This window comes from Candidatus Protofrankia datiscae, assembly GCF_000177615.2.
Lineage (GTDB): Bacteria > Actinomycetota > Actinomycetes > Frankiales > Frankiaceae > Protofrankia > Protofrankia coriariae.
In genome coordinates, this window is the sequence record NC_015656.1 from 3,624,471 (window position 1) to 3,645,971 (window position 21,501).

General features: G+C 71.3%; 20 protein-coding genes. 2 read left to right on the top strand and 18 right to left on the bottom strand.

The window, feature by feature from the left end; genetic code table 11:
* Nucleotide 1: 1 nt before the first annotated feature.
* The 11 genes from FSYMDG_RS15080 to FSYMDG_RS26315 all read right to left on the bottom strand — a co-directional run bounded on the left by FSYMDG_RS15080 (nucleotide 2) and on the right by FSYMDG_RS26315 (nucleotide 12,480).
* On the bottom strand, nucleotides 2–454 hold the full coding sequence (locus tag FSYMDG_RS15080) for a 3-hydroxyacyl-ACP dehydratase FabZ family protein (RefSeq protein ID WP_013874268.1): 453 nt from the start codon (nucleotides 452–454) through the stop codon (nucleotides 2–4).
* Between the two features lie 133 nt (nucleotides 455–587).
* The gene (locus FSYMDG_RS15085; protein ID WP_013874269.1) at nucleotides 588–1,361 is read right to left on the bottom strand and encodes an SDR family NAD(P)-dependent oxidoreductase; all 774 of its coding nucleotides are present in this window, start codon (nucleotides 1,359–1,361) and stop codon (nucleotides 588–590) included.
* A gap of 327 nt (nucleotides 1,362–1,688) precedes the next feature.
* Nucleotides 1,689–2,096, bottom strand: a complete 408-nt coding sequence (locus FSYMDG_RS15090; RefSeq protein WP_013874270.1) for an acyl carrier protein — start codon at nucleotides 2,094–2,096, stop codon at nucleotides 1,689–1,691.
* Nucleotides 2,097–2,450: 354 nt separating this feature from the next.
* Nucleotides 2,451–3,575 carry an ACP S-malonyltransferase gene (gene fabD / locus FSYMDG_RS15095; RefSeq protein WP_013874271.1) on the bottom strand — a complete coding sequence of 375 codons (1,125 nt, stop codon included), beginning with the start codon at nucleotides 3,573–3,575 and terminating at the stop codon, nucleotides 2,451–2,453.
* Nucleotides 3,572–3,979 (bottom strand): acyl-CoA carboxylase epsilon subunit, encoded by a 408-nt coding sequence (locus FSYMDG_RS24690; RefSeq protein WP_013874272.1) that lies wholly within the window; start codon nucleotides 3,977–3,979, stop codon nucleotides 3,572–3,574. The genes fabD and FSYMDG_RS24690 overlap by 4 nt, the downstream gene beginning before the upstream one ends.
* 192 nt (nucleotides 3,980–4,171) lie before the next feature.
* Nucleotides 4,172–5,755 carry an acyl-CoA carboxylase subunit beta gene (locus tag FSYMDG_RS15105; protein WP_431307091.1) on the bottom strand — a complete coding sequence of 528 codons (1,584 nt, stop codon included), beginning with the start codon at nucleotides 5,753–5,755 and terminating at the stop codon, nucleotides 4,172–4,174.
* A 937-nt stretch (nucleotides 5,756–6,692) separates the two neighbouring features.
* Complete coding sequence (locus FSYMDG_RS15110) at nucleotides 6,693–8,387, bottom strand: hypothetical protein (protein WP_131774022.1); 1,695 nt, start codon at nucleotides 8,385–8,387, stop codon at nucleotides 6,693–6,695.
* Between the two features lie 132 nt (nucleotides 8,388–8,519).
* A complete protein-coding gene (locus tag FSYMDG_RS26865; protein ID WP_131774023.1) occupies nucleotides 8,520–9,524 on the bottom strand; it encodes a hypothetical protein in 1,005 nt (334 codons plus the stop codon).
* Nucleotides 9,525–10,204: 680 nt separating this feature from the next.
* Entirely contained in the window at nucleotides 10,205–11,227 is a 1,023-nt protein-coding gene (locus tag FSYMDG_RS15120) for an RluA family pseudouridine synthase (protein ID WP_013874276.1), read from the bottom strand.
* A complete protein-coding gene (locus FSYMDG_RS15125) occupies nucleotides 11,217–11,852 on the bottom strand; it encodes a signal peptidase II (protein ID WP_083828502.1) in 636 nt (211 codons plus the stop codon). Before FSYMDG_RS15125 ends, FSYMDG_RS15120 begins: the two co-directional genes overlap by 11 nt.
* A gap of 481 nt (nucleotides 11,853–12,333) precedes the next feature.
* Nucleotides 12,334–12,480, bottom strand: coding sequence for a hypothetical protein (locus FSYMDG_RS26315; RefSeq protein ID WP_157180394.1), 147 nt, complete (start codon nucleotides 12,478–12,480; stop codon nucleotides 12,334–12,336).
* Nucleotides 12,481–12,597: 117 nt separating this feature from the next.
* On the opposite strand from FSYMDG_RS26315, the gene ileS reads away from it, so the two are divergent.
* On the top strand, nucleotides 12,598–15,960 hold the full coding sequence (gene ileS, locus FSYMDG_RS15130; RefSeq protein ID WP_013874278.1) for an isoleucine--tRNA ligase: 3,363 nt from the start codon (nucleotides 12,598–12,600) through the stop codon (nucleotides 15,958–15,960).
* Between the two features lie 58 nt (nucleotides 15,961–16,018).
* On the opposite strand, the gene FSYMDG_RS15135 is transcribed toward ileS, so the two are convergent.
* Nucleotides 16,019–16,198: a hypothetical protein gene (locus FSYMDG_RS15135; protein WP_013874279.1), complete on the bottom strand. Its 180-nt coding sequence runs from the start codon at nucleotides 16,196–16,198 to the stop codon at nucleotides 16,019–16,021.
* A 321-nt stretch (nucleotides 16,199–16,519) separates the two neighbouring features.
* Between FSYMDG_RS15135 and FSYMDG_RS26320 the strand changes: the two genes are divergently transcribed.
* A complete protein-coding gene (locus FSYMDG_RS26320; protein ID WP_157491029.1) occupies nucleotides 16,520–16,756 on the top strand; it encodes a hypothetical protein in 237 nt (78 codons plus the stop codon).
* 188 nt (nucleotides 16,757–16,944) lie between these two features.
* Here the strand turns inward: FSYMDG_RS26320 and FSYMDG_RS15140 are convergent, their stop codons facing one another.
* From FSYMDG_RS15140 to ftsZ, 6 genes are all read right to left on the bottom strand, one after another.
* A complete protein-coding gene (locus tag FSYMDG_RS15140) occupies nucleotides 16,945–17,913 on the bottom strand; it encodes a DivIVA domain-containing protein (protein ID WP_013874281.1) in 969 nt (322 codons plus the stop codon).
* 90 nt (nucleotides 17,914–18,003) lie between these two features.
* Nucleotides 18,004–18,270, bottom strand: coding sequence for a YggT family protein (locus tag FSYMDG_RS15145; protein WP_013874282.1), 267 nt, complete (start codon nucleotides 18,268–18,270; stop codon nucleotides 18,004–18,006).
* A gap of 72 nt (nucleotides 18,271–18,342) precedes the next feature.
* A complete protein-coding gene (locus FSYMDG_RS15150) occupies nucleotides 18,343–18,879 on the bottom strand; it encodes a cell division protein SepF (protein ID WP_013874283.1) in 537 nt (178 codons plus the stop codon).
* Between the two features lie 10 nt (nucleotides 18,880–18,889).
* Nucleotides 18,890–19,855, bottom strand: coding sequence for a YggS family pyridoxal phosphate enzyme (locus FSYMDG_RS15155; RefSeq protein WP_013874284.1), 966 nt, complete (start codon nucleotides 19,853–19,855; stop codon nucleotides 18,890–18,892).
* On the bottom strand, nucleotides 19,798–19,995 hold the full coding sequence (locus FSYMDG_RS15160; RefSeq protein ID WP_013874285.1) for a hypothetical protein: 198 nt from the start codon (nucleotides 19,993–19,995) through the stop codon (nucleotides 19,798–19,800). Before FSYMDG_RS15160 ends, FSYMDG_RS15155 begins: the two co-directional genes overlap by 58 nt.
* 38 nt (nucleotides 19,996–20,033) lie before the next feature.
* Nucleotides 20,034–21,500, bottom strand: a complete 1,467-nt coding sequence (gene ftsZ / locus FSYMDG_RS15165) for a cell division protein FtsZ (protein ID WP_013874286.1) — start codon at nucleotides 21,498–21,500, stop codon at nucleotides 20,034–20,036.
* Nucleotide 21,501: the final 1 nt, after the last annotated feature.

Below are 21,501 nucleotides of genomic sequence, written 5' to 3' on the forward strand. Positions count from 1 at the left end.
CTCACGGTGCGCTCACCGCCGAAGTCAGCTGGTCGGCCATCCGGGCCGTGACGACCGGGTCGTCCAGCCGCTCGGCGTCGATGAGGGCACACATGATGGATGTCGCGGTGAGCACGGTGCGCTCGCCGACGCTGACCGTCCCGTCCAGGACGGCGACCTCGTCCGAGATCGACACGACCGTGCCGTCGAGCAGCAGCACGTCACCGGGTGTGACGTCGCCGAGGAACGACACCTCGCCCACGGACAGCAGCGCGGCCCGTTTACGGTGCCCGCTGCTCATCATCACCAGCCAGGTGCCCGCCTGGCAGAGGGCCTCGAGTACCAGCGGCGGCGGCATGACCGGCCCGGTGAGGCCGGCTCGCCAGAACTGCTCCGTGCCGGACGTCACCTTGCGCCCGACGATCCGCCGGTTCGACTCCCAGGAGTCGATCCGGTCAATGAGATGAAAGCGCATCGGCCGCGCCTGCCTTCCTGTCGGTTCACGCGCCTGTCGGCTGCCGGCCCGCCCGCCCGCGGGGAGCGCGGTCGTGTTCCCTCCGCGCCGCCGGCGGGCCCGGACTGCCGGGGCCCCCGAAGTCCCGGGTGCCTCAGTCGGGACGGCCGGTACCGAGCACGGCCGCGGCCCCGCCGTCCACGCGCAGCAGTTCCCCGGTCATGTACTCGGCGTCGGGCCCGGCGACGAAGGCCACCACCCGGGCGACCTGTTCGGGGGTGGCGAACTCCCGCAGGGGGATGCGCCGTTTGATGGCCTTCCCGCCGTCCCTGGCCAGCAGCCCGCCGACAAGATCGGTGGGGACGAAGCCCGGGAGCACGGCGTTGACCCGCACCTTGAAGCGGGCCAGCTCCAGCGCGCAGTTGCGGGTGAAGGCGTTGATCGCCCCCTTGGATGCCGCGTACGCGGACTCGCCGGTCCAGGCCCGCTCGCCCATCACCGAGGAGATGTTGATGATGGCTCCGGCGCGTTCCGCCATGAAGTGACCCATCACGGCCTGTGTGCAGTTGAAGACCCCGCCGAAGTTGACCCGCATGACCTCGAGCCAGTCCGCCGGCGCCATGGTGTAGATCAGTCCGTCCCGGGTGATCCCCGCGTTGTTCACGAGGATGTGCAGCCCGCCCAGTTCGGCGCGGGCCCGCTCCACCAGCGTGCCGGCCTGCTCGGGGTCCGCGACGTCGGCGGCGAGCGCGACGGCCTTCCCACCGGCCTTCTCGATCTCCTCGACGACGGCCTGCGCCTCGTCGGCACGGGACCGGTAGTTCACGGCGACGTGCGCGCCGTCGTCCGCGAGCGCCAGGGCGATCGCGCGGCCGATGCCGCGGGACGCCCCCGTGACAAGGGCGACCTGCCCTGCCAGCTTTGTCACGTCGCTTCCCTTCCTGTCGTTGCGGCCGGCCGGCCACGTCGGCCGGTGTCGCTGGTCGTCGATCGGTGCCGTCGATCCGTACCGCCGGTCGGCGCCGCGGGTCGGTGCCGCCGGTGGGCGTGGGTGTTCGCCGCCGGTCTTCGTTGCCGCCGGTCCGTTACCGGTGCTCGCCGCCGGTGTGTCGACGGATGCGCGACAGGGCGCGGCGCGCGGCCCCGCCGGGGTCATCCCCCGCCGTGGTCACCCGGACGGGGTGACCACGGCGGAATCCCGGTGCCGGAGCCTCCAGATGCCGAGCCCTGCCACCGGAATCCGGCGCCGGAGCGCTCAGGCGCTCACCGTGACCGTGGCGCGCAGGACCGCCAGGTCGACGAGGTTCTGCACGGTGAACAGGCTCATCACCTGGTCAGCCGGGAGCTTTCCGGCCAGTTCCTCGGCGTCGATCTGTGGCATGACCTTCTTCAGCTGGGCCAGGCCGACCGGGGTGATGATCTCGTTCTCGTCGCCGAACTCCGAGTCCGGGATACCGCCCTGGATGTGGTTGCCTATGTCGGCTGCCTGGATCTTCACGCCGGTCTTCCGCTCGATACGGAAAAGGATGTCCAGCAGGTCGATCGATTCCGCGCCGAGATCCCCGATCAGGGTGGACGACTGGGAAACCTCGGTCTCGTCCAGGCCGAGGGCGTCGGCGACAGCCTCCTGGACAGCGGTGGAGAAGGCGGCGGTGTCGGTCATGGGACTGTCCTTCCTTTCACTCGGATCGCGCAGCGGATCGAGATGCGCTGGCGGCTGTGACACAGTGCGGGTCGATACGGCCGAAAATGGTCATAACAGGTATGTATCGACATGAAATTTTTAGTTGAACGGACCGGGTCTTTCGGGCCTCGGCCTCCCGCGGAGCCAGAACGTCGGTCAGGCCGGGCGGATCCGTTCCGGGCCGGCCGGAAATTCGTGATCCAGTAGCGTCGAATCGCGGCACCGGGGAGACACCCGGTCGCGATGGCAGTGCCTTTCTCGTTTCCCGCCCGGCCCCCTGGCCGCGGAACACCGTGATCGGGGAGGGAACACCGGCCTGCCACAGCCGGTGTGCTATGCGGGGACCGCCGGCCGCGATGCGCCCTGGCCGGCGGTGGCGAGCAGCGCGTCGATCGCCTGGGGACGGGCGGTCCCCAGCGCCCGGACGTCCGGAACGATCCGCTTGGCGAATCCCGTCAGGACCCGGCCCGGCCCGACCTCGACGAGCAGGTTGTGACCGTCCGCCACGGCCCGTCGCACGGTGTCGACCCATCGGACCGGTTCGACGAGCTGCCGTCGCAGCAGCAGACGCACCTCCTCCGCCCGTCGGACGTAGCTGCTGGTGACCGCGCTGAGCACCGGCAGTTGCGGTTCGGCGAACACGTGCCGGTCGAGCTCGACGCCGAACTCGGCCTCGATGTCGCGCATCAGGGAGCAGTGGAAGGGCGCGCCGACATCGAGCCGCACGATCCGTTCCGCGCCGGCCCGCGCCGCCAGCGTCTCGATGTGCGCGACCGCCTCCGTCAGGCCCGAAACGACCGTCTGCCCGGGGTCGTTGTAGTTGGCGATCTCCACGACGCCGGTGCCGGTGACGTCCCGGCACAACGCCTCGACCCGCTCGGCCGGCAGCCCGATGACCGCCGCCATCGCGCCCGGGGTACGGCTGCCGACCTCGGCCATGAGCTCGCCGCGGCGGCGCACCAGGCGCAGCACGGACTGCGCGTCGAGCACCCCGGCGGCGGCGAGCGCCGCATACTCGCCGAGGCTGTGCCCCGCGACGCCGGACGCCTCGAAACCACCGGCCCGCAGCACCTCGAGCACGGCCAGGCTGGTCGCGGCGATCGCGGGCTGGGTCACGTCCGTGCGGCGCAGCTCCTCCGCCGAGCCCGACACGCACAGCTTCGTCAGCGGGAGGCCGAGGACGTCGTCCGCCATTGCGAAGATCTGGCCCGCGGTGTCCGGGTAGCGCCTGACGAGGTCGGCCGCCATGCCGGGCCGCTGGGAGCCCTGCCCGGGGAACATGGCCAGACAACGGGTACCCGGTACGCGCTCCCCCGCCGCCCCGCCCGCGGTCTGCCCCGCCCCGAAGGCCGGTGCCTGTGAAACCTGCGCGCCGAGGGCTTCCGCACGGGCAACTTCCGCACGGGAAACTTTCGTGTCGGGGCGGTGGACCGTGGCTGTACCGGGGATCCGGGTCATCTCGGGGTTCTCCCTTCCGATCGGTTGGCGGGTGCGCCGCTGAGGTGGCCGGCGGCCGCGCCGCGGCGGCCGGGCACGGGCGGCCCGGTTACCACGCGCGGGCCGGGCCCCCAGGCACCGGGCACCGTGCGCGCTACGACAGGCTGCTCGTTGGACCATGGCCGCTCCCGGCTCGCGGGTCTGGCCGGGGCCGCCGCGGCGGCGGCCGTCACCGCCCGCAGCGCGATCAGGACGGCGGCGAGTTCCTCGCTGGTGGGGCGACCCCGGGTCACGGCGATCGTCGCGGCTGCCGGCTCGTCCGCCGTGTCGGGCAGCGGCGGCCGTGGCGGGACGGTGACCGCCCCCGCCGGCGGGATCCGGACCCCGGACGGTTCCGCGCGCAGGCTCCGCGGACTCTGTGGCACCGTCACTCCTCCCTGCTCCCAGTCCCTGGTCCCGCCGGTCCTGCTGCCGCTTCGCCGTCGGTTTCGTCGCCTGTCCCGCCGTTCCGGAACAGCGTCCGCGGCCGGCTCTCCCGGCCGATGCCCCGGGACGGCTCCGCCGGCGGACGGGGCAACGCCACCGGCCGTCCGGCGTCCCATCGGCGGTGCGGACGTCTACAGCGGCTCGTTGGGGTGTTTGCGAATCTGCTGTACGTGCCGCTTGGTCCGCAGAAAGGCCAGCCCACGGACGATCATCCGGCGGGTGTCGGCCGGGTCGATGACGTCGTCGACATGACCCCGCTCGGCGGCGGCATAGGGATGCAGCAGCGCGTCGCTGTACTTCTTCGTGAGTTCCGCGCGCAGCTGGTCGGGGTCGTCCGCCGCCGCCAGCTCCTTGCGAAATATGATGTTCGCGGCCCCTTCCGCGCCCATGACCGCGGTCTGGTTGACCGGCCACGCGAACGACAGGTCGGAGCCGATCGATTTGGAGTCCATGACGATGTAGGCGCCGCCGAACGCCTTGCGAAGAATAACCTGAATCCGCGGCACGGTCGCCTCGCAATAGGCGTACAAAAGCTTGGCGCCCCGACGGATGATGGCATTGTGCTCCTGGTCGACCCCGGGCAGGAAACCAGGTACGTCGACCAGCGTGACCAGCGGGATATTGTACGCGTCACACATACGGACGAATCGCGCCGCTTTCTCCGAGGCGTCGATGTCGAGCACGCCGGCCAGCACCATCGGCTGGTTCCCCACTATCCCGACGACCCGCCCGTCGAACCGGGCCAGGACGCACACGATGTTGCGGGCCCAGTGCGCCTGCACCTCCAGGTACTCGCCGTCGTCCACGATCTCCTCGATGACGGCCCGGATGTCGTACGGCGTCCGCTCGTTCGGCGGCACGATCCGCAGCAGCTCCGGGCACCGGCGGTCGGGGTCGTCGGACGACGCGACCACCGGCGGTGCCTCGTTGTTGTTCGACGGCAGGAAGGAGAGCAGGTAGCGGACCTCGTCCAGGCAGGTCTCCTCGTCGTCGGCGAGGAAACTCGCGACACCGGTGCGTTCGGCATGGACCTGCGCTCCGCCGAGTTCGGCCTGGGAGACGTCCTCACCGGTCACCGAGCGCACGACATCCGGCCCGGTGATGAACATGTTCGCGGTGTCGCGGGTCATGAAGATGAAGTCCGTCAGTGCCGGGGAGTACACCGCGCCACCGGCGCAGGACCCAAGAACGACACTGATCTGGGGGACGACCCCGGAAAGACGGACGTTACGCGCGAAAAGCCCACCGAAACCGGCGAGCGCCGCGACACCCTCCTGGATCCGCGCGCCACCGCCGTCGTTGAGGCCGATGACCGGCGCGCCGATCGACTCGGCCAGGTCCAGCACCTGGTGGATCTTTGCTGCGAACGTCTCGCCGAGCGCGCCGCCGCGGACCCGGGCGTCATGCGCGAAGACAACCACGCTGCGACCGTCCACCGTGCCGAATCCGGTGACCACCCCGTCGCCGGAGGGGTGGGAACGCTCCATTCCGAAACCGGTGGCCCGGTGCTGGGCGAACAGGTCGAGTTCGGTGAAGGAATCCGCGTCCAGCAGCTGCTCGATGCGTTCGCGGGCGGTGAGCTTGCCGCGGGCGTGGTGCCGCCGGGTGGCTTCCGGATCGTCTCCCTGTTCGGCGAGCAGCCGTCGCCGGGCAAGAAGCGCGGTGTGCTGCTCGAGGGTCAGCGGCTCGCTTTCCCGGGCTGCCTCCAACGAAATCCCGTCGGAGTCCTGGGAGATCGGCCGCCGGTTTCCCTGGTCGGGGATGAGCTGGTTGGGAAGGGCCCAGTACGCCGCGGGTTCGACAGTGCTTTCTTCGCCGTCCGGACTGTTGTGCAGGACTGAAACCACCAGCGATCCCTCCTTCTGGTAACCCGGTGGCCCGGGCCTCCCGACGTCGCGGAAGAAACGTGACCTCGCGGCCTCCGATCTTCCCGGGTGGCCGCTGTACCGAGCTTGGGCGATCGCACTGGGAAAAATTCTTGAGAGATCCTTGAATCGAGCCGAATTTCCTCGTGCAAGTGACATTGATCACAAGCGCAAGTATCAGCTGTCGCGATACGGACATGATTGGCCCGTCGCGTGGAATCGTATTCGTACGGAGCGTACACGACGGCAGGCCGAAATGTCGCCGGCCGGACAGCGGCCATATCGCGTATATTGCTGCCCGAAATATTGTGGCTGTTACCCTCGCGTACCCGCCTCGCCCCGGCCGGGCCACGCGTGCCGGCATCGACACGCGCCACGGCCGCCGGTCCGGCCCCGGCGGCCGTCGACGGCCCGCTCCGGTCGGCACTCACTCCGGTCGGCACTCACTCCGGTCGACGGAGCGTGGTGGCGGAGCGCACGGCAGCAGCCTGGCGCCAGGCGAGGCACCGGCACGGCACCCGGCCCGGATACGGCTGGCAGCACGGCGCACCTGCCACGGCCGGGCCACCGCACAACAGCGACCCGGCCACAACAGGGCACGCCAGCGGTACGGGCAACGAGCACGCCAGCGGCCCCAGGTACGAAGCCCGGGCCCGGACACGGGCCCGACAAGCCTGGGCAACGGGCATGCCGGCAGCCCGGCGTCAGCGGCGCGCCAGAACAGCGCCCGGCCCGGACGCCGTGTCACCGCTCAGCGTCGCGACATCCGTCGCCGCGATCCGTGTCCTCATGGGCGCACCAGAACAGCGTCCGGCTCGGACGCTGTGAGCGTGACCCTGCCCGACCAGGTCAGCGACCCGGGCGCGGGCAGCCCGTCGGCATCCAGCATGATCGCCCGTTCGACGCCGGTGACCGTCACCGTCGAGCCCGGGTCGACCACACCAGCCGGGGCCCGCAACACCTCGAGCGTGGCGATGTCGGCGAGCTTCGTGCCCGGGGGCAGCTCCACCGCGGTGGCGACCGCGCCGTCCTGCTGCACGGACCAACCAGAGATCATGTGGTCCGATCGGTAGAGGACGTCCGGATCACCCGCGAGCCGGACCCCGACCGTGGTGCCGACCCAGGCCAGGGCCGGCGCGACCGAGGCGACCGGAACGACCGGAACGGAGGTGGTCTTGCGGATCACGATGTACAGGTAGTTCCGCAGGTCGGACAGTGCGGGTGTGTACGCGGACGCCACCGGCTCGATCTTCTCCTCGCGGCGCGCCTCGGCCGCGGACAGCTGGTAGGTCCACCCCGCGGCGTCCATCATCTGTTCCCGCGCCTCGCCCGCGGCAAGCTCGTGATCGGCGGCGAGGAAGAACCGCATACCGCCGGCGCCACCTCCGGCTCCGGCTCCGGCTCCGGCGATCACGGCACACACCATGTTGTTGCCCGTGCACGTCCGCAGCACGGGATGGCCGTTCTCATAGCGGCCGGTGAACGGCAGCGTCACATGGTTGGGGCCCTGATAGACCGCCGACCCCGGCACCACGGACCCGGCCGCGTCGAACTCGACCCGGTACACCCACTCGATGTCGGTCTGGCGTCCCCAGCGTGCCTGCAGGTACCCGGGATCGTCACCGGTGCCGCCGTCCTCGTTGCTGAACATGACACTGTACTCCAGCACCGTGTGGCCCGGCCGGCCGGCCACCGGCGCCTGGGTGTGCCAGGCGAGCAGCGGGGTGTCGGTGTGATTGTTCTGGAAGAACCCACCGGACTCCGGCAGTGACCGTCCGTAGAGGATCGGAGCGTACGCGAGCGGATCCGGCGCTCCGGGCGTCATAGGTGCCACCGCCGACACCGACAGCTCATCGATCACCACCGTCCGCGCGCCGGCGCTGGACGCCTGCCCGTCCAGCGTGATCGTGAGGGTGTGGGCGCCGGCCCGCAGCCGCCCGAGCTGAACCCGCCTGGTGATCGGATGCGCGGCGGGCACGACGAGGTCGGTCGCGGGCGTGCCGTCCACTGTGATCGCGAGCACCGCGGACTCCGCGCCCGGGACCGCCCAGTCGACCCCGGGGGCCCGGGTGGTGACCTCCGCCACCCCCTCGCCGTCATGCCGCGCCTGGACGATCAACGAGTACGGGGCGCTCCCGCGCTCCAGCGTGACCGGTGTCTGCGCGACGGCGTCGGAGCCGGCGTCGAGAGCACGGTCAGCGGAGCTGATGTCGAGAGCACGGTCAGCCCGGGCTGCGAGGCCGGCGGTGCCGGTATCCGGGCGGGCGGCGCCGGATCTCGCCGCGGCGGTGCCGGCCCCAGCCGCGGCGGTGTCGGCGACCTGGGTGGCATGGGCCACCCGGGCGGCCCCGTCGGCTACCCCGGCCCCACCGGCGGCGTCATGCTCCGGCGTATCCGCGATCAGTACGGCGACGAGGAGCGCGAGAACGGCCCGTGCCCACCACGTCCGCGCCGCCGTCGTCACCGTTACCGCCGTCGTCACCGCGTCACCGCTGCTCAGCCACCTTCACCGCTGCTCACGTCGCCCGCCCGGCCACCGTTCACCGCTGTTCGGGTCAACCACTGCTGCCAGCCACTGTCCAGGTCGCCACTGTCCAGATCACCACTGCTCAGGTCACCGCTGTTCGGGGCGCAGCGGCACGAACACGGCTGGCCCAGCGGGGACATCCGCCGCCGCGACGTCCACCAGCCGGACCGGCTCGGTGTCGGCGAGGGCTGCCAGCCGCCACGCCGGGGCGGCCACGACCGCCCCGTACAGGCAGGCGCAGGAGTCACGGAGCGCCACCGCCTCGTCCGCGGCGCGCTCCCGGGCGTCGGCGTCGCCGATGCCACCCGCATCGGCGGTACCCACATCGACAGCGGCCACGTCGGCCACGTCGGCGGTGTCGGCGGTGTCGGCCTGGGCGGCCGCGGCGCGTGCGAAGGCGGTCCGGATGTCGGCGAGCGGGTCACGGACGTCCGCGGACAGTGCCGTGCCGTCAGGGGGAACCCGGAAGAACACGCGCACGGTCCGCAGGTCCCGGAGCAGGTCGAGGGCCTGCTCCGGCGTCCGGTACCCCGGAAAACTGACGACCCCGTAGGTGTCGGGGTAGGTGTCGGGGTGGCCGCCGGGCAGCTCGTCCCGCCGGGCCGCGGCGGCCAGCCGTGTCCGCGCCGCCGTCAGGCAGCCCGCCACCGCCTCCCGCTGTCCCAGGCCCACCAGAATGGCGGCCGCCGGCATCTCCTCGACCCGCGTGGGGACCGCGATCGGAGCGGGGACGGGGACCGGGCCCGCGACCATGGGCGAGGCGGTGGCAGCGTCGGCGCCAGGGACGACACCGGGGGCGGTGTCAGTGACAGGGGCGCCCGACAGTGCGCGGGCCGGCCCGGCGACCGGATCCACCTGCTGTCTCAGCACGGGTACCGCCATCCGCGGCAGGCCGAGCTGCCCAAGATCACGTCCGCCGGCCGGGCCGCGCGCCAAGGCCGCGATCGCGCTCACTCCGATCACCGAAACTACGCCCAGCACTGTCATCCGCACGCTCCGTTCGATGACGGACCGGCCACGAAGGCCCCGCCGGGCCAGGCCACCAGCGGCGATCGTGTCGGCTGTGCCGGCCGAGCCGACAGCGGTAGCCATGCCGGCTGAGCCACCAGCGGCAGCCATGCCGGCCGGGCCGGCAGCGGCGGCTGTGTCCCGCGGCTCGGCGGTCCCACGCCACGCCGCGCTTCGCCCAGCGGCCACGACAGCTCGGCTTGCAGTAGCGTTGCCGACCGGGTCACGTCCATCACCGTACGATGTAACTCTGTCGCTGCGCGACCTGGTGGACGTGTCATCGTCACCACCATCGCCGCTGGCCGGATCATCCGTGCGTACACCCGGCGTGGCCAGGCTGCCCGTCACCACCCGGCTGCCCGGCACCACCAGGCTGCCCGGCAGCCCATGGACGCCCAGGGCGACAGTTCGCAGACGCGAGGCCCGGGCGGTGAACCCGTCCAGGATTCGGCCCGCGACCGGCAACACACGTTCGTCCAGACGGTCGAGGCCAACGAGCGCACGCCGTGCCGCGCCCACCACGGCCCGTCCCGCCCGTGGCTTCCCCGCATGGCCGGTGGCCCCACCCCCAGCCATGATCGTGATCGGGGCGCTGGCCCTGTCCTGGCCTTCGGCAGCCGTCCGGCCCGTCGCTTCGACCCCGCCCCTGGCCGCTGTCCGGACCCTGGTGAACCGAACCCTGGTGAACCGAACCCTGGTGAACCGGGCTCTGGCGCACCGGCGTCGCACCGCCCGGAACACGATCGTCGGACGACCGGTGACAGTCACGACTGCCGCCGAAGAACGGCTACCGCCTCCGCGAGATCAGGTGGGTCGGGACTGGTGAACGTCACCTTCCGCCCATCCGCGGGATGAGCGAAGGACAGCTGAGCGGCATGCAGCCACTGCCGGGCCAGCCCGAGCCGGCCGGCGAGAACCGGATCAGCGCCGTAGGCGAGATCGCCGACGCAGGGATGCCGCAACGCCGACATGTGCACCCGGATCTGATGGGTCCGCCCGGTCTCCAGACGCACCGACAGCAGCGACGCGGCTCGGAAGGCCTCTTCGGTGTCATAGTGGGTGACGCTGGGTTTTCCACCCGCCACCACGGCAAACAGGCCGGGCTTACGCGGGTGACGGTCGATCGGCGCGTCCACCGTGCCGCTGGACGGATCAGGATGCCCCTGCACCAGAGCACGGTAGATCTTTTCGACCTCGCGGTCCCGGAAAGCCCGTTTCAACGCGGTGTAGGCGCGCTCACTTTTCGCGACGACCATGATGCCTGTCGTGCCGACGTCGAGACGGTGGACAACGCCCTGGCGTTCCGCGGCGCCGCTGGTCGCGACGCGGTAGCCCGCGGCGGCAAGCCCACCGATCACGGTCGGGCCGGTGAAGCCGGGCGCGGGATGGGCAGCCACCCCGATCGGCTTGCTGACCACCACGATGTCGTCATCGTCATGGATCACCAGCAGGCCGGGTACCGGCTCGGCCGCCACCCGGACCGGATTCGGCGGGGGTGGCAGCCGCACGTCGAGCCACTCCCCGGCACCGACCCGGTCGGAGCGGCCGCGTACGGTTCCGTCCACGCTGGCCTGGCCGTCGTCGACGAGCTGGGCCGCGGCCGTCCGGGACAGCCCGAACATCCGCGCGATCACCGCGTCCAGGCGCAGCCCGTCCAGCCCGTCGGGAACCGGGAGCGCACGCCTGTCCCCCACACCGCCCCCTGCCACGGCCACCTGGCCGGTTTCGCCGCCGGCCGCGTCACCGGCTTCGTTACCGGCCGTATTGCCGGTTGCGTTACTGTCCATCGCGGTCGTCGATGTCTGTCGCGGGCCGGCCGTCGGGGCCCGCCGGCCCGTCCGGGTTCGGCTGGCCGTCCCGCGGGGCGGGCTGGCTGTCCAGAGCGGTACCGAAGGCCGCCAGGATGACCGCGACCGCCCCACCGATCACGATCGCCGAGTCGGCGATGTTGAACACCGGCCAGTTGTGCAGGTGGATCCAGTCCACGACGTGCCCGCGCAGCGGCGCCGGCGCGCGGAAGATCCGATCGCTGAGGTTGCCCAGGGCCCCACCGAGCAGCAGGCCGAGCACGACCGCCCACGACAGCGACGTCAGCGTCCGGGCAGTGCGGACGATGATCACGACAACCACCAGGGCGACGATGCTGAACAGTACGGTCGCGCCACCAGCGATACTGAACGCGGCCCCCGGGTTACGCGTCAGCCGTAGGTCGAGTACGCCGGGAAGCAGCTCGATCGGTGCCCGGTCCGACAGGCTCGCCACAGCGGCGATCTTCGTGACCACGTCGATGGCGAGGATCACAAGACCGGCACCGGCCACCGTGGCCACCGCGCGTGGCGACCGGCACACCCGATACGGCTCGCCGCCGGTACGGCTCCCGCTGATGTGGCTCTCCTCATGGGCCGACGACACGTCGAAATCCGGACCAGCGGGATCATCCAGGTCCGGGATGATCCTCCCGTTTTCCACCTCGGCCGTCACATCCCACCGGTCCCGCCCGTGGACGCCCTCTCCCACACCTGCCCCACTCTACGGGCAGCGCCTTCAGACCCGGAACGCACCATGACCGTCGCCCTCGCGCCGCCCCGCGCGCACCTGCCGTGGACGGAGACCCCGGCCGTAGCCGGCCGTAGGTAGAAACCGTCATCCCCACAGCGATTTCTACCTACGGCTTCCACGGCTGTAGGTGGAAATCGTTGCTGCCACAGCGGTTTTCACCTACGGGCCGGCGGCCGGGCCAGGCGGCCACCCGAGCCGGCCGAGGTGGTCGGCCCGGGATCCCGGCTCCGGATGCCGGGGGCCCACCGAATGCTCCGTCCCATCCACTACGCTTGGTACAGCGGACGGCGTTGACGGGACGAGTAGCGGCGGGCGCAGCCAGGGACGACCGGCCTCAGGACGGCGTCCAGCGAGCCGGGGACGGTGCGAGCCCGGCGGCCAGCGCGCTGCGAAGATCACCCCTGAGCCGCCGGGAGAACAGGGCCCGCGCCCCCAGTAGATCCGGCACCGCGCGCGACGAGTGGTCTGTCCGGGCCGCCACACCGGCGTCCCGGGAGGCAAGGAGGGTGGTACCGCGGTGCCACCGCGCCCCGGCGAACGCCGGGTACCGCGGGGTGTCGTCCCTCCGTTGGAGCCCGAACCCGACGGAGATCTGCCCATGCCGACCCGACCCACCGAGCCGAACCAACCCACCGAGCACACCCCGTCCACCCAGCTCACCGGGCATGCCCCAGCCGCCCGGCCAGCCGGGCACGCCCAGCCCGCGCCGGTGTTCCCGCCGCTGTCGACCCAGGTCGACCTGCCCGCCCTCGAACGCGACATGCTCCAGCGCTGGAAGGACCTGAAGGTCTTCGAGCGCTCCCTGGACGCGACCGCCAACGGCCCGCAGTGGGTCTTCTACGAGGGTCCCCCGACCGCCAACGGCAGGCCGGGCACCCATCACGTCGAGGCGCGCGTGTTCAAGGACCTCTTCCCCCGCTTCCGCACGATGCGCGGCTTCCACGTCCCGCGCCGCGCCGGTTGGGACTGTCACGGCCTGCCCGTCGAACTCGCCGTGGAAAAGGAGCTGGGCTTCACCAGCAAGAGCGACATCGAGGACTTCGGCATCGCCGAGTTCAACGCCCGCTGCCGCGAGTCGGTGCTGCGCCACGTCGCCGACTTCTCCCGGATGACCGAGCGGATGGCCTACTGGTGCGATCTGGACAACGCCTACCGCACCATGGACACCCCCTACATCGAGAGCGTCTGGTGGTCGCTCAGGCAGATCTTCGACAGGGGGCTGCTCGTCGAGGATCACCGGGTCACCCCGTACTGCCCACGTGACGAGACACCTCTGTCCGACCACGAGGTCTCCCAGGGGTACGAGGACGTGGTCGACCCGTCGGTGTACGTCCGCTTCCCGGTGACCTCCGGGCCGCTCGCCGAGGCGGGGGTAAGCCTGCTGGTCTGGACGACCACCCCGTGGACGCTGGTGTCGAACACCGCGGTCGCCGTGCATCCGGACGTCACCTACGTGGTCGCCCGGACCTCCGCTGGCGGGCGCGAAGGCGAGCTGGTGCTGGTGGCCGAGCCGCTGCTCGCCGCCGCGGTGGGCCCGGACGCCGAGATCGTCCAGACGGTCCGCGGCGCGCAGCTGGCGGGGGTGACCTATGACCGCCCGTTCGAGCTGCTGCCGGCGGCGGACTTCGCCGCCCCGGCCACGGCCACTGGCCATACCGCCGGCCGGGCTGCCGGCCAGGCCGCGGTGACGGCGGCGGCCGCGCACTCGGTGGTCCTCGCCGACTATGTCACCACGACCGACGGCACCGGGCTGGTCCACCAGGCCCCGGCCTTCGGCGCCGAGGACCTCGCCGTCGCCCGCGCCCACGGGCTGCCCGTGGTCAACCCGGTGGGCCGTGACGGCCGGTTCGTCGCCGGTGTCCCGCTGGTCGGCGGGCTGTTCTTCAAGGACGCGGACGCACCTCTCGTCGACGACCTGCGTGCCCGCGGGGTGCTGTGGCGGGCCGAGGGCTACGCTCACAGCTACCCACACTGCTGGCGCTGCCACACCCCGCTGATCTACTACCCGCTGCCGTCCTGGTACATCCGGACGACCGCGATCGCCGACCGGCTGCTGGCGGAGAACGAGCGCACCGACTGGCACCCCCCGCGGATCAAGCACGGCCGTTACGGGGAGTGGCTACGAGGCAATGTCGACTGGGCGCTGTCGCGTAACCGCTACTGGGGCACGCCGCTGCCGATCTGGCGCTGCACCGCCGACCCGGCGCATCTGACCTGTGTCGGGTCGCTGCTGGAGCTGTCCTCCCTGGCCGGGCGTGACCTGTCCGGGCTCGACCCGCACCGGCCGTTCGTCGACGAGGTCACGATCGCCTGCCCGGACTGCTCGGCGGTGGCGCGCCGGGTCCCGGACGTGATCGACGTCTGGTACGACAGCGGGGCGATGCCGTTCGCCCAGTGGGGCGCGCCGCACCGCAACCGCGAGGAGTTCGCGGCCCAGTACCCGGCGCAGTACATCTGCGAGGCCATCGACCAGACCCGCGGCTGGTTCTACACCCTGATGGCCATCGGGACGCTGGTGTTCGACCGCTCGTCGTACGAGACCGTGCTCTGTCTCGGCCTTCTCCTCGACTCCGAGGGCCGCAAGATGAGCAAGCATCTGGGCAACGTCCTCGACCCGTTCGAGCTGTTCGAACGGCACGGCGCGGACGCAGTGCGCTGGCTGATGCTCGCGGCCGGCTCGCCGTGGTCGGACCGCCGGGTCGGCCACGAGGCGCTTGAGGACATCGTCCGCAAGGTGCTGCTGACCTACTGGAACACCGCGTCGTTCTTCGTCCTGTACGCGAACGCCGCGGGCTGGGCGCCGGGGCGTACGCCCACCGCCGAGCCACCGGCCCGCCCGGTGCTCGACCGGTGGGCGCTCTCCGAACTGCACGCCACGATCATCGAGGTCACCGAGGCGCTGGACGGGTTCGACGCGCTGCGGGCCGGGCGCCGCCTGACCCGCTTCATCGACGAGCTGTCCAACTGGTACGTGCGCCGCTCCCGGCGGCGGTTCTGGGAGGCCGACCCGGACGCTCTGGAGACCCTCTACACCTGCCTGGACGGCCTGACCCGGCTGCTGGCCCCCTTCATCCCGTTCCTCACCGACACGCTGTGGTCGAAGCTGGCCGCCGGTGTGCGGGCGGACGCCCCGGACTCGGTCCACCTCGCCGACTGGCCGACTCCGCGGCCCGATCTCGTGGACGCGGGGCTCGCCACCCGGATGGACCTGGTGCGGCGGGTGGTGGAGCTCGGCCGGGCGGCCCGGGCGGGCAGCGGTGTGCGGACCCGCCAGCCGCTGGCCCGCGCCGTGGTGGCCGCCCCCGAGTTCGCCGGGCTCTCCGCAGACCTGCGCGCCCAGATCGCCGAGGAGCTCAACGTCGCCACCGTCGAGGCCGCGGCGGCCGACGTGGTCGACGTCACAGTGAAACCGAACTTCCGGACGCTGGGCCGTCGGTTCGGCAAGCGGACCCCGGTGATCGCGGCGGCCGTCTCCGCGGCGGGCCGGCCGGTGGACGGCCGGCTCACTGTCGAGGTGGGCGGCGAACGGATCGAGCTCGCCGGTGACGATCTCATCATCTCCGAGACCCCGCGGCAGGGATGGGCCGTGACCTCGGAGTCGGGGCTGTCCGTGGCCCTCGACCTGGAGATCACCCCCGAGCTGCGGCGGGCCGGTGTCGCCCGGGACGTGGTGCGGGTCCTGCAGGAGGCCCGCAAGGCCGCCGGTCTGGACATCACCGACCGGGTCGACGTCCGCTGGACGGCGGACACGCCGCAGACCGCCCAGGCCCTGCGGGAGCACGCGTCCACCGTGGCCGCCGAGGTCCTTGCCGTGACGTTCGCCGAGGGCGCCGGCCCCACCGGCCAGCACGCGGGCCAGAACACGGAGCAGGGCACGGACGAGGCCGGCCAGCACGCGCCGGATCTCGGGCTGACGTTCTGGCTGCGACCGGCGAGGGGCACGGCGGGCACAGCCGGCTGACAGGTCGCGGGCAGGAGCCGCGGGCAGGCTTCGCCGGGAGTGTTTCAGGCCGGGAGACTCAGTGGGTGTCCCGGCCTGCCGGCGGGCGTCGGGACGGTCTGCGCGCTCCCAGCGGCAGCAGTGCCGCCGCCAGCAGGCCGATCACGATCGAGGCATAGACGAAACCGGTACTGCCCAGGACCCCCGCGCCCAGCAGCGCGGCCGACAGCAGGACAAGAGCACCGCTGAGAACGGTCATGGCCGGACGGTGGTCATGACTGACATCACCGGAACGAATTTCGTGGAACGGACATTGTGGATCCGGAGGTTCACATGACCGGTACACCGGGATGATGGATGCATCCAGCGCCTTTTCCGATATTTTCTAATATTTTCTGACGATCTCCTGTCGGTTCCCGGCGGCCCGTCACGGCTCCTGGCCAGGCTGCTACCGACGGGACGACGGAAAATGCGACGTCCCCCGGCCTGAAAAACTGGCGTCCGCGCGGGCGGAACGGGCAACCGGTGTCCAGAAGCCGATTTTCCCCTCGGTGGCCGGCCCTCTGGTGACAACCCAGCGGTGACAACCCGGCGGTGGCGGCACGGAAACACCGGCTCCGCGGGACAGGCCCACCGGGGAGTGGTCCACAAGGTAGCGGTCCACAAGGTAGCGGTCCGCCAGTCGCTGGTCCGCCAGGGGACGGTCCATGACACCGTGGCCGGGCGTCCCGTCGGCGACGACGCGGCAGGTGGTGTCGTCGGGGTACCAGCCCCCGCACAGGTGAGGATCTACCAGGCGGGCCTGCGCACCCGATGACCTGAGTCAGGCTGGCAGAACCCCGGCAACGTCGAACCCCAGGATCTCGGGAACTCCAGAATCTGGGGAACTCCGGGCCCTGAAAACCGCCAGGGCCGGGGAACTCCAAGAGCCTGCGGCCCCCTGGACACACCCTGCAACCGGGCGCGCGCTGCCACACCGCGGCACCACCGTGGGCCTGCGGGCTCCTAGAAGTCCTGCAACCCGGAAGGGTCCCGACGGGCGGCTGCCTCCACGTCGGGTGCGCGTACCCCGCCGTTGTCGTTCCCGCGTGCCATCGCGCCCGCGCCCAGGGGCGAAGCGGTCGGGAAGGGCGAGGACTGGGCGGATGCCCCTGCCGGCGAGTTGGCGCTGATCCCGACCGGCGGAGGCGGCGGAGGCGGGGAACCGGTGCCGGGGTTCAGCGGCGGACGAGACGGCCCACCGGACCCGACGGCCGGCTGTGTTGGCATGCCGTCCAGGTCGCGCAACTGCATCTCCAGGTAGGCGCGCAGCCTGGTCCGGTACTCGCGCTCGAAGGCCCGCAGCTGTTCGACCTGGCCTTCCAGGCGACGCTTGTCGTCCTCCAGGCCACCGAGCTGTTCGGCGACGTGCGCGCGGGCCTCACCGATGATGCGGTCGGCATCGGCACGGGCTTCGCGGCGGGCCCGCTCCGACTCGTTACGGGCCTCTCGCAGCGCCTCGTCCGCAGTGCGCTGGGCGAGCACGAGGGTACGGGCCACGCGCTGTTCGATCTCGGCGTCCAGCTGGCTGTTGCCGGTGCGGGCCGGGGCCGCGCCCGCCGGGGACACGGCCGGGATGACCGTGGTCGCCGCCGCCGGCTGCGCGGCGGGACGTTCGCGGGCCGCCGCCTGCGCGGCCTGCACCGCCTGGGCTGTCTGTGCCTGCGCCTGTGCGACCTGGCGCCGGGTTTCCTCCAGCTGCCTGCGCAGCTGCTGGTTTTCCTCCAGCACCTGAGCGGGTACACCGGAACCACCGCCGCCCGTGCGGCGGGCTTCGTCAAGTTGCCGGCGTAGGTCGGTGTTCTCGTCCAACAGGCGGGTGAGCTCGCTCTCGACGTCGTCGAGGAAAGCGTCAACCTCGTCCTCGTTGTAGCCGGTGCGGAACCGGGTTGGACTGAAGACCTTGTTCTGTACGTCCTGCGGTGTCAGAGCCACGTCGCCTCCTCATGATGCGGCATCGCCGTTCCCCGGAGAGGGCGGTCCAGCGGCAGTCTGCCGCGCGCATTCGCCACGTGCGCGACTTCGTCACAGCCCATCCGCGAGTCTCCGCAAGACCCAGATCACAACTAAGATCAATAAAAATCCGAGGTCAAATGCCACGTTACCGACCCGAAGGGGTGGGACGAACCGCCGCACGAATCTCAGCGGGGGATCGGTGACGGTGTACACGGACTCAAAGACTAGTACGAGGACTCCAGTGGGACGAAAAGTACGGCTCAGGGAGACCACTAGATCTATCACTACGCGAGCGAACAGCAACAGTAGGTAGACCAGCAGGAGCGCGGAGATCACGTCACCCAGTGTGCTGATGGCGAGCTCTCCTGTACCTGCGGGGACCTATGTCCGGTAACAGCTGAAATATGATCATGACTGGTTGTAGAAGCCACCCTCACGGATGCGCCGCTTGTCGGTCTCGGTGACCTCGATGTTGTGCGGCGAGAGCAGGAACACCTTGTTGGTGACCTTCTCGATCGATCCGCGCAGGCCGAACACCAAGCCGGCGGCGAAGTCGACCAGCCGCTTGGCGTCAACATCGTCCATCTCGGTCAGATTCATGATAACCGGAGTCCCGTCGCGGAACTCCTCGCCTATCTGCCGCGCCTCATTGTAGCTTCGCGGTTGCAGAGTGGTGATCCGGTACGCTGATGGCTCCTCGATCGCCGACGGTCGGCGCATCGGCACCGGACCGGTTGGCCGGAGCTGTTCCACCGGGGGACGTCTCGGCATCGCAGGCGGCTCCTCACGCGCATCTATCCGACGGACCGACCGCTCGGCGGGCACAGGCTCACCGACATCGCGACGATCGTCACGACCGGCGTCGTCGTACTCGTCTTCCTCGAGGTAGTTTTCATCCTCCTCGGCCAGACCGAGGTAGACCATCGCCCTGCGCGCCACACCCATGAGCGCGACTCTAAGGGACAGCGCGCCGTGGACCGAACAAAGCCGTCCCGATGCGAAGGTGTGTCGCGCCTTCGGCCACCGCGTCGGGGAAGTCCGCCGACATGCCGGCACTGATCACCGACGCCTCCGGGTGCTCTCGACGAAGCATCCACGAAACCTCACGCAGCCGCGCGAAGGCCGGCCGGGCCGGCAGACCACGCGGCGCGACCCCCATCACCCCGGCGAGGACAAGGCCGCGACTGGCGGCCACGAGGTCGCCGAGAGCGAGGACGTCGGCTGGGCGGGCACCACCGCGACCGGTGTCGCACCCGGGCGGGTCCAGCGACACCTGGAGGCACACGACGATCTCCCGGTCGTGCGCGAGAGCCCCGGCGGCCAGCGCGTTCACCAGTGGCGCCCGGTCGACCGACTGCACCCAGCCGGCCCACCGGGCCACCGGGCGGGCCTTGTTGCGCTGGAGTTGGCCGACAAAATGCCAACAGGGCCATGATCCGAAGGACGCTCCGGGGCCGGCTGCCGGCGCGGCCGCCGGATCCGGCCGAGGCGGCTGGCCGTCGTCCCCCTCGGGGGCGGTCTGCGGTGCCGATGGCCGCCACGCGGACGAAACCTCGCTGTCAAGTTCGCGACAGGACTCGTGGGCGACGAGGTACTTTGTCACAGCCGCCACCTTCGCCCGGGCCTCCTGTTCGCGGTTCTCCGCGAAATGCGTGACGCCGGACCCTGCGAGCAGGACGACGTCCGACGCCGGCCAGTTCTTGCTCACTGCGATGAGGGTGAGCTCGTCGGCCTGGCGCCCCGCCGCGGTGGCCGCCGCGGCGATCCGCGCACGGACGTCTGCGAGGTTGCGCCACAGCTCCTCGCGCCGCCGCGCGGCGGCCGGCCCGCTCACCGCCGGCCCGCCCGCTGCCGGTGCCGCCGTCACCGGGCCCGCCCGTACCGTGGCGCCGCCCGTCCGCCGGCCGGTCCCGCCCGCCACGGGCCGGCCTTCTCACGGCCGTGCGACAGGACGACCAGGACGGGCCGCGGGTCGTTCCCGACGCTTCTCCCGCCACGCTTCTCAACGAACTTCTCAGCGATCTTCCAGACATACCACTCGACGTACCGCTCGACGAACATGGCCGCCACCTGGATCCGGACGGGTACCGGCACCGAAGTTATTTGAGGAAGTCGGGGACGTCGAGTTCGTCATCGTCGTCCGCGACCGGCCGGACCGGCCGGCGAGGTGCCGCGTAGCTCGGCCGGGGCGCCTCCCTGGGCTCCTTGTACGGCGGGTGACCCTGGTCGGCTCCGGCGTCGGTCCCCTCCCGCCGGGACGGGGCCGGTCCGTCATGATTGTAGTCCCGGTTGTCGCCGCCGCCAGCCGTCTGGCCGGCGGCGGCCGCGCGGGGCTGGGCTGCCGGCTGGGGCGAGGAACGGGCCGCGGACACCGCGCTGTGCGGGGCCGCCGCCGTTGCGGGGACGGACCTGGACTGCGCGGCCGCGGCGGCGAAGGGCGAGGCCGGGGCGGTCGTGGCGGACGCCGCGGGCGGCGTGGTCGCCGCGGGGGTGACCGTGGACGTGGATCCCGATGTGCCCGAGGCCGTGCCGCCCTGCGCGGCGGTGGAGTTCCCCGTGCTGGCGGGTGGGCTGGCGGGGCCGCGGCGGGTGCCGGGCAGGAACGCCTTGGGCCGCTGCGGGATGGTGTCGAAGCCCGCGGCGATGACCGTCACCCGGACCTCGTCACCGAGCGCGTCGTCGATCACCGCGCCGAAAATGATGTTCGCTTCGGGGTGGGCTGCGTCGGCGACCAGCTCGGCGGCGGCGTTGATCTCGAACAGGCCGAGGTCGGAACCACCGGAGATGTTCAGCAGGACGCCCTGGGCGCCGTCCATGCTCGCTTCCAGCAGGGGCGAGGCGATGGCCTGTTCGGCCGCGACGATGGCCCGGTCGTCGCCGCGGGCCCGCCCGATACCCATCAGGGCGCTGCCCGCATGTGACATGACGGTCTTGACGTCGGCGAAGTCGAGGTTGATCAGACCGGGGGTGGTGATGAGGTCGGTGATGCCCTGCACACCGGAGAGCAGCACCTGGTCGGCGCTGCGGAACGCGTCCAGCACGCTGATGTCACGGTCGGTCATCGCCAGCAGCCGGTCGTTCGGGATGACGATGAGGGTGTCGACCTCGTTGCGCAACGCGTCGATCCCGGCTTCGGCCTGGGTGGCGCGGCGACGTCCCTCGAAGGTGAATGGACGGGTGACGACACCGATCGTCAGGGCGCCCAGGGACCGGGCGACGTTGGCCACCACCGGCGCGCCGCCGGTGCCCGTGCCACCGCCCTCCCCGGCTGTGACGAACACCATGTCGGCGCCCTTGAGGACTTCCTCGATCTCTTCCCGGTGGTCCTCGGCCGCCTGCCGGCCGACCTCCGGATCCGCGCCGGCGCCGAGGCCGCGGGTGAGTTCACGGCCGACGTCGAGCTTGACGTCGGCGTCGCTCATGAGCAGAGCCTGGGCGTCGGTGTTGATCGCGATGAACTCGACGCCCTTGAGACCGACCTCGATCATGCGGTTGACGGCGTTCACACCGCCACCGCCGATCCCGACGACCTTTATCACCGCCAGGTAGTTCTGTGGAGCTGCCATG

Bases quoted from the DNA above. Each gene is read 5' to 3' on its own strand.
- ftsZ (WP_013874286.1), bottom strand. From the start codon at position 21,500: ATGGCAGCTCCACAGAACTACCTGGCGGTGATAAAGGTCGTCGGGATC.
- FSYMDG_RS15150 (WP_013874283.1), bottom strand. From the start codon at position 18,879: ATGGGTGTGGCGCGCAGGGCGATGGTCTACCTCGGTCTGGCCGAGGAG.
- FSYMDG_RS15120 (WP_013874276.1), bottom strand. From the start codon at position 11,227: ATGGACAGTAACGCAACCGGCAATACGGCCGGTAACGAAGCCGGTGAC.
- fabD (WP_013874271.1), bottom strand. From the start codon at position 3,575: ATGACCCGGATCCCCGGTACAGCCACGGTCCACCGCCCCGACACGAAA.
- FSYMDG_RS15135 (WP_013874279.1), bottom strand. From the start codon at position 16,198: ATGACCGTTCTCAGCGGTGCTCTTGTCCTGCTGTCGGCCGCGCTGCTG.
- ileS (WP_013874278.1), top strand. From the start codon at position 12,598: ATGCCGACCCGACCCACCGAGCCGAACCAACCCACCGAGCACACCCCG.
- FSYMDG_RS15160 (WP_013874285.1), bottom strand. From the start codon at position 19,995: ATGTTCGTCGAGCGGTACGTCGAGTGGTATGTCTGGAAGATCGCTGAG.
- FSYMDG_RS15080 (WP_013874268.1), bottom strand. From the start codon at position 454: ATGCGCTTTCATCTCATTGACCGGATCGACTCCTGGGAGTCGAACCGG.
- FSYMDG_RS26865 (WP_131774023.1), bottom strand. From the start codon at position 9,524: ATGGCTACCGCTGTCGGCTCGGCCGGCACAGCCGACACGATCGCCGCT.
- FSYMDG_RS15090 (WP_013874270.1), bottom strand. From the start codon at position 2,096: ATGACCGACACCGCCGCCTTCTCCACCGCTGTCCAGGAGGCTGTCGCC.